This is a genomic window from Niveispirillum sp. (assembly GCF_017996735.1).
Classification (GTDB): domain Bacteria; phylum Pseudomonadota; class Alphaproteobacteria; order Azospirillales; family Azospirillaceae; genus Niveispirillum.
The window spans coordinates 22,729-30,069 of record NZ_JAGOGJ010000087.1 but is presented as its reverse complement, the minus strand read 5'-3'; the positions used below and the strand labels follow the sequence as shown (position 1 = coordinate 30,069).

Genomic DNA, 7,341 nt, shown 5'->3' with positions numbered 1-7,341 from the left:
GACCAAGGCCGTATTATCAGTATCGCGCCGGCCACGGAGTTAACCGCAAATGGCCCGATCCAGCACATCGACGGTTCGGGCCAGTATATCGTGCCCGGCTATAACAATATGCATTCCCATGCTCTGCAAGCCGACAATGCGCCGGCTGTGCTCGCGATGATGCTCACTGAAGGCGTCACCGGTTTCCGCCAGATGGCCGGCTCGCAGCGACTGCTGGCCAACCGTCAGGACGGCACGCTGCCGCTGAATGAGCATACGCCCTCCTTGCTGGCCATGCCCGGTGACCTGCTGCTGCCGTTCAACGCCGACACCATCGCCCATGCGGTTGATCAGATTCACCGCCAGAAGGCGCAGGGTGCTGACTTCATCAAGATGATCTCGACAAGCCCACCTATATTCTATGCAACATTGGAGGAAGCCCGGCGCCAGCAGATCCCTGTCCTTGGCCACCTGCCGGAAGGGGTCGATCCGGCACGGGCCTCAACCCTGGGCTTCCGATCAATCGAACATCTGGGGCCGGGCGACACGGTCTGGATCGGATGTTCCAGCGACATGGAAAACCTGCTGGCAGAGGCAGAGCAACACCCCGCCGTAAAGGTACCACCCATCCCTGGTTTCATCCTTCGGCTGTTGAGCCCCCTGGTGGAGGGTTGGGCGCGAAAATACCTCATCAACCCGGCCGCCTTCGAAGAGGAAGTGGATGTACAGCGGTTGCAGCGGGCCTTCGATACTTACAATCCAGATAAATGCCTGAGCTTGGCACAGCTCTTTGCCGCCAATGAAACCTGGATGGTACCGACATTGGTACGACTGCGAACGCAGCAACTGGCGGATTTACCCGAATATCGCAATGACCCGATGATCCCCTATCTCATTCCCCAATCATATCGGGAATGGCTGGAAGTCGCTGATATCTTCGCCAAATTGCCCGAGGCCTCCCGGGCGACATTCCGCCTTGCCTATGAAAGGCAATTGGCGCTGACGCGCCTGATGGCGCAGGCAGGTGTCCCTATGCTGGCGGGCACAGACGGAAGCGGTCAAGCCCCCGGACAAAGCCTTCAGCAGGAATTTGGCGAACTGGCCAAGGCCGGTCTGCCCCCGCTGAAGATCTTGCAGATGGCGACGATCGATCCCGCGCGCTTCCTCCACCGGACGGATACGATGGGGACGGTTGCAGTCGGCAAGAATGCGGACTTGATCCTGCTGGACGGCAATCCACTGACGGACGTCGCCAATCTGGGCCGAATCACCGCTGTGGTCAGGGCTGGACACTATCATTCTCGCCAGGACCTGGACCAGATCAAGGCTAGGATTGCCGAAGGCCAGGGCCATCTCCGCTGATGTGGCGCGCCGCCACGGTCATCGTGACCCCCAGCTCTCCAACGGTAGCGGCTCCCCGCCCCGGCTAACGCGGACCGGTCGGTCAGAGTGTGAACCAAATACTCAGTGTGTATCGGGCGTTTTGGAAGCGCCTGATACACACTAAAATAAGCCCAGGAAAGCGATGGAAATGGAATCGGATGTGCTGATCGTGGGGGCAGGTCCCGCCGGCCTGGCCACGGCAATCGAATTGGGGATACGCGGAATACGCGCTTTGGTAGTTGAACGCAACGAACGCGGCGGAATGGCCCCACGGGCCAAAACCACCAATGTGCGTACCCGCACACACCTGCGGCGCTGGGGTATCGCCGACCAATTGGCAGCTAAGGCGCCCTTCGGCATCCACTATCCGAACAACATGGTATTCGTCACCCGCCTGTCGGGACATGAACTGGCACGCTTCGCCAATGCCTTCAACGCATCACCCGAACGTGACCCCCGATACCCCGAACACGGCCAGTGGATTCCTCAATACACCCTGGAAAAGGTGATGTTGGAAAAGGCCCGAAACCTGCACGGAGTCGATATCCGCTTCGGCCATACTTTCCTCACCGCCACACAGGACGCCGATCATGTCACGGCAGATATAAGGGACACCGACGGCGGGATCACCACCGTGCGCTGCCGCTATCTGGTGGGGGCCGACGGCGCGCGCAGCGGCGTGCGCGACCTGATCGGCGCCCGCATGGAGGGACGCCATGGCCTATCCCACCATTATAACATCATCTTCCGTGCCCCGGGCATGGCGCAAGCCCATGCCCATGGGCCGGCGGCCATTTACTGGCAGATCGGCAAGGACGGGTTTTCCGCCGTCGGCCCCATGGATGCCGGCGACCTCTGGTTCTTCATGCCCGGCGGCGCCAAGCCCGGGCAATCACTCCCGAAGGAGGAGGCGGCCACCCTGATCCGCGAACGCACGGGCATCAACCTCCCCTTCGAGGTGCTGAGCGCCGACAGTTGGACCGCCAGCGAGTTGCTGGCCGACCGATATGCGGACCGGCGTATCCTGCTGGCCGGCGATGCCTGTCACCTGCATCCACCCGCCGGCGGCTATGGCATGAACATGGGGATCGGTGACGGGGTAGATCTTGGCTGGAAGATCGCGGCGACCTTGCAAGGCTGGGGCAGCGACGCCCTGGTCGCCAGCTATGAGACGGAACGCCGCCCGATTCACAAGGCCGTCATCCGTGAGGCCATGGCCAATTACGCCATCTATGTCACACCGCCGCCGCCGGAGATCGAGGATGAGACGCCGGACGGGGACGTCGCCCGGGCAAAGACGGGGGCGGGCATCCAGGCCAGCAAGGCGCGGGAATTCTCGACCCTGGGTGCGGTGCTCGGCTTGCGCTACGCGTCTCCGTTGATCAGCATGGAGCCAGAACGGGGGCCGGAACTGGCCCATGACAGTCAGGTCTATCAGCCATCGGCCCGGCCGGGCTGTCTGGCACCCCATGTCTGGTTGGATGAGCAGTTGTCCCTGTACGACCAGTTCAGCTCGGGCTTCACGCTGCTGGTCATCGGCGATGCGGATGATGGCGCTGTCACCGCAGCCCAGCGTGAAGCGCAGGCGCTGTCTGTGCCGTTAAGCGCGATCCGCCCGCAGCATCCCGACCTTGCCGCGCTGTATGGCGCCCCTTTGGTGCTGATCCGCCCCGACCAGCATGTGGCGTGGCGCGGAACGGAATGGTCAGGTGCACTGGCACGAGCCATCGGCCGGCGGTGGACCGGCGATGCCTGATGGCACCGCTGACTATGATTCTTTACAGCCCATCAAAAAACACTTCCCGCGCCCTGGCATCACCTGCGGAAGACGCGATCCACCGCCTCGCTGGCAATGATCTCTGCCTCGATCGGCGGCAGACCGAAGGCCCGCAGGACAAGGGTCACGAACTGCTGCGTGGTGACCACTGCCATGCTGGAATTGCCGTCCATCAGGATCTGACTGATCAACGACTGGGTCGTGCCGATGATGAAGGCCACACCTACTGCCGGCGTGAGCACGGCAAGGCGTCCCTTGGCAAGCCCGTCCCGCACATCGGCCAAGACACCGCTATTGACCGCGGACTCCGTCGCGATGTCTCCCAGCGGCAGCCGCGCGATCAGCCGCCCTTCCGTCAGGTCCGTGGTCGCCCGGTGCGCATAGATGCACATAGCGGTCGCCACCCGTCGCGCCGGGTCAGGCTGTTCCGCATTGGCCTGCCTGATCAATTGCTGCAAAGTGATCCGGATATCGTGTAGAATCTCCCGCGCCAGCGCCTCCTTGTCAGGGAAGTGGTTGTAGAAGGATTGCCTGGAAATCCGAGCGGCGGCGATCAGCTCATCAATGCCGACACCGTCAGGATGATGTTCACCGAACAGCTTCCGCCCAGCCAGAATGATCGCGTAGCGGGTACGCACCCGGCGCGGATCAGGACGTATCTGTTCCTCCGACGGAACCAGGATATCGGTCGGGGCAGCAGAGACGCCGATCTTGTTCTTGGCCTTGCCATCCGCCATTCCATCACCATCCATTTCAAGCATTGTTAATTGACTATTTGTCCATTAACTGATAGTGAACCTAAGGCCCGGTAAAGACAAGCAAATCGGAAACAGGGGCATCACCATGAGCCTTTCAAAAGCCATCGATATTGCATCGGTACGGTTTTCCGCCCCCGATCTTCAGGCAATGCGTGCCTTCCTCCACGATTTCGGCCTGCGCGTTGCCGAAGATGCCGGCGATGGCGTACTGCGCATGCGGGGGCTGGGCCCCGCCCCTTTTATACATGAAACCGTGCAGGGCGACGCCGGCTTTGTCGCGCTGTCCCTGCGTGTCTCCACCCTGGCGGAGATGCAGACGCTGGCCGATGCGGACGGCACGCGGGTGGAACCCTTATCCGGTCCGGGTGGCGGTCATGTCGTGCGGATGCGCGACCCCGATGGCTATCGGGTGGAAGCGGTCTGCGGCGACGTCCAAGCCTCCCCGCTGCCGACTCCATCCGGCTGCCCCTGGAACAGTGCTGCCCGCCAGGACCGGACCGGGCAGACCAAGCGGATCTCCACCGAACCCGCCCACATCGTGCGCCTGGGACATGTCGTCCTGGGTGTGTCCGACATCACGGCGACCTGGGCTTGGTGGCAGCAGCGTTTCGGCCTGCTTGTCTCCGACGAAGTGCGGACGCCGGACGGTGATGTCGCGTCCCTGTTCATCCGCTGCGACCGGGGTACGACGGCTGTCGATCACCATACGCTGAACTTTGCCCGCTTCCCGGGAAGCCCCGCGCGATTCCATCATGCGGCGTTCGAGGTGTCAGATCTGGATGATCTGATGGCTGGCAACCGGTTCCTGGCCGAACGCGGCCATGTGCATGAATGGGGCGTGGGGCGCCATATTCTGGGCAGTCAGGTCTTCGATTACTGGCGGGATCCCTGGGGCCATCGGCTGGAACATTGGACCGATGGCGACCTGTTCGATGCCAACGCGCCCACCAACGTGACCGACATGAAGACCATGATGGGCTGTCAATGGGGCCCCGCGCCACCGGGAAACTTCGCCTCATAGGCACCAGCAGGTCCGCCGGGCATATGGCAGAACCACGGGGTGTTTCCGCCGATGGGAAACTCCCCGTTTCTGGACCGGGTGGGCGTCAGCCAGAACCCGCGCCCAAGTGTGATCTGATGCGGGCATCACACCGGGACCGGGTTTGGCGGCGATGGAGGCCCGGTGACCGGTCATGATCACCGGGCCATGGTATTAATATGCGGAGCGCAGGCGGATGCCGATCTCACGCGGGCGACCCATGTCGAAGCGCTGGACACCGACAAGGCTGAGCAGGTTGAGACCGCCGGTCAGATATTTCCTGTCGGCCAGATTGGTCGCGAAAACGGCAAGCTTCCATTGACCATTGGGAAACGCATGTTCGATCTGGCCGTTGAGCAGGCCGTAGGGAGCGATGCGCACGGCATCGACATCGCTGGCCGAGCCGTACTGCGCGCTTCGCCATGCATAATCGAGATTGATGGTAGTGACGCCGCCGGAGGCATGGTCGATATCGTACATCGCCCCCATGGAATAGAACCATCTCGGTAAACGCGGCAACGGGCTGTCCAGCTTTACACCAGCCTGCGGATTAAGCTCGTCGAAGGCCCCTTTCATGAACGCCCCCGACAGCATGAGACGCAGATTATTTGTGACAGCAGTGCTGGACTCCAGTTCGACACCGTAGATGTGGGCTTTGCCGGCATTCTCAAGAATAGAGGTCGGCGAGGGCGGTGCTGGCGGCGGCGGCGTATATTGCCGGTTGATCTGCATACTATTGTAGTCCGTATAGAAAACAGTCGGATTCACCGTCATGCGCCGATTGAGGAAAGCCATTCGAGCGCCCCCCTCATAGGAGGTCACGTCCTCGGAATTGAAGCCGATCGCGTCGGCATTGGCAGGGACAATGTTGAACCCGCCGGCCCTGGCACCACGGCTGACCGAAAGGTAGGTCATGACATTGTCACCCCAGTCATACTGAAGGCGCGCGAGCGGCAGCGTCATCGTTTCCTTCAGCGAGCCGGCATCCGACGCGCCCGTCGCCGGCAGGATGTTGCGGGTGTTGATCCGGATTTTTTCTTCCCCAACCCGCAGCCCCCCTGTCGCCTTCAGCCTGTCGTTAATACTGAAGGTGATGTTGGTGTAGGCAGAGATCGATTCACGGCTGTTATCATAAGAGGAACGGCTTTCCGTGATCAGTCCGGCCGCGTTGGGGGCGAGCTGGCCGCTGGTGGCGTTGAAATTCTCGTCATAATAATAGATGCCGGCGACGTAATTAAGCCGATCTCCAATATCACCCTGCGCCTGCAACTCATGGGAATAGGCCTCGACACGGCTACTGCTATATTGCCTCCCGCCGGCAGGTGTGCCATCGATGTCGTTGCTCCACTCATCATCAATGACAGAGCGACCGCTCAACAACTTCAACACCAGATGATCATTGACCTCCCATTCTCCGGTGAAGTGGAGGTGGCTGGCCTCGGCATCATCAAAATCCTCGATGATCAGGCCGCCATTGTTGCAATAAGTGCAGCGCGATACGAGCGACTGGTCAAAGCGCGGCAGGTTGCCCGGGCGGGCGTTCCACCGCGCGGCGAGTGTGCCCGTTGGCGAGATGACCGGGATATAGGCCGTCGATCCCTGGCTGAAACTGTCGGCTTCCTCGTAGGAGAGATTGAGGGTCAAGGCATCGACCGGCTGGTACCGGACCTGTATCCGGAACAGCTTGTTCTTCGAGGAGCCGCCCTTTTCGTCATCGGCCACATGCTTGACATAGCCATCGGTTTTCATGGATGCGCCCGACAGGCGAACCGCCAGATTGTCATCCAGGGGAATGTTCAGCGCGCCGACAAGGTCGGTCCGGTCATAGCTGCCATAGGTCCCCTCCAGAAAGCCGCCCAGGTCGGGGCCAGGCTGCCGGGTCTGGTAGCGGACGGCACCACCGGTGGAGTTGCGGCCGAACAGGGTGCCTTGCGGCCCGCGCAGCACCTCCACCTGTTCGATATCCATGGCACGCAGGACGTTGCCCGCGATACCGGGATAGTAGAAATCGTCGATATAGAGCGGCACGGACGGTTCGCTGCCATTGCCGGCGCGCAATTGTCCTAGGCCACGGATCCAGAAGGTGGCGCTGTTGGCGCCGGGGCCGTTGGTCTGCGATCCGACCGATAGGCCGGGCACCAGATTCTCCAGCCCACGGACGGTCTGCACACCACGAGACTGCAACTGGTCCGCCTTGATCGCCGTGACGGCAACCGGCGTATCCTGCAGGCTGGTGGTCCGGCGCTCTGCCGTCACGATGATCTCTTCCAGCGTTACTGCAGTGCCGGTCTGGGCCGCCGGCTGGGCCTGCCCGACACCGCCAACAAGCATGAGGGCAGCCGAGGCCAACAGCCGAATACGAATGCGAATGCGCATGATTATCCTCCCTTTGATCATGTGTTCCG

General features: G+C 61.6%; 5 protein-coding genes. 3 read left to right on the top strand and 2 right to left on the bottom strand.

Translation table 11 applies throughout. The features are described from left to right. Together KBA48_RS22545 and KBA48_RS22540 are read left to right on the top strand one after the other, a co-directional pair. The coding region (locus tag KBA48_RS22545; RefSeq protein ID WP_292910618.1) for an amidohydrolase family protein at positions 1-1,341 on the top strand (1,341 nt) is incomplete at its 5' end. Between the two features lie 163 nt (positions 1,342-1,504). Further along, entirely contained in the window at positions 1,505-3,118 is a 1,614-nt protein-coding gene (locus KBA48_RS22540) for an FAD-dependent monooxygenase (protein ID WP_292910617.1), read from the top strand. A 59-nt stretch (positions 3,119-3,177) separates the two neighbouring features. Here the strand turns inward: KBA48_RS22540 and KBA48_RS22535 are convergent, their stop codons facing one another. Then, positions 3,178-3,876, bottom strand: coding sequence for a TetR/AcrR family transcriptional regulator (locus KBA48_RS22535; protein ID WP_292910616.1), 699 nt, complete (start codon positions 3,874-3,876; stop codon positions 3,178-3,180). 106 nt (positions 3,877-3,982) lie between these two features. Between KBA48_RS22535 and KBA48_RS22530 the strand changes: the two genes are divergently transcribed. Next, the gene (locus KBA48_RS22530; RefSeq protein WP_292910614.1) at positions 3,983-4,918 is read left to right on the top strand and encodes a VOC family protein; all 936 of its coding nucleotides are present in this window, start codon (positions 3,983-3,985) and stop codon (positions 4,916-4,918) included. Positions 4,919-5,110: 192 nt separating this feature from the next. Here the strand turns inward: KBA48_RS22530 and KBA48_RS22525 are convergent, their stop codons facing one another. Further along, entirely contained in the window at positions 5,111-7,312 is a 2,202-nt protein-coding gene (locus KBA48_RS22525; protein ID WP_292910612.1) for a TonB-dependent receptor, read from the bottom strand. Positions 7,313-7,341 lie beyond the last annotated feature (29 nt).

What these genes read in the sequence shown, in the direction of transcription:
- KBA48_RS22540 (WP_292910617.1), top strand. Translation starts at nt 1,505, where the DNA reads ATGGAAATGGAATCGGATGTGCTGATCGTGGGGGCAGGTCCCGCCGGC.
- KBA48_RS22535 (WP_292910616.1), bottom strand. Translation starts at nt 3,876, where the DNA reads ATGGCGGATGGCAAGGCCAAGAACAAGATCGGCGTCTCTGCTGCCCCG.
- KBA48_RS22530 (WP_292910614.1), top strand. Translation starts at nt 3,983, where the DNA reads ATGAGCCTTTCAAAAGCCATCGATATTGCATCGGTACGGTTTTCCGCC.
- KBA48_RS22525 (WP_292910612.1), bottom strand. Translation starts at nt 7,312, where the DNA reads ATGCGCATTCGCATTCGTATTCGGCTGTTGGCCTCGGCTGCCCTCATG.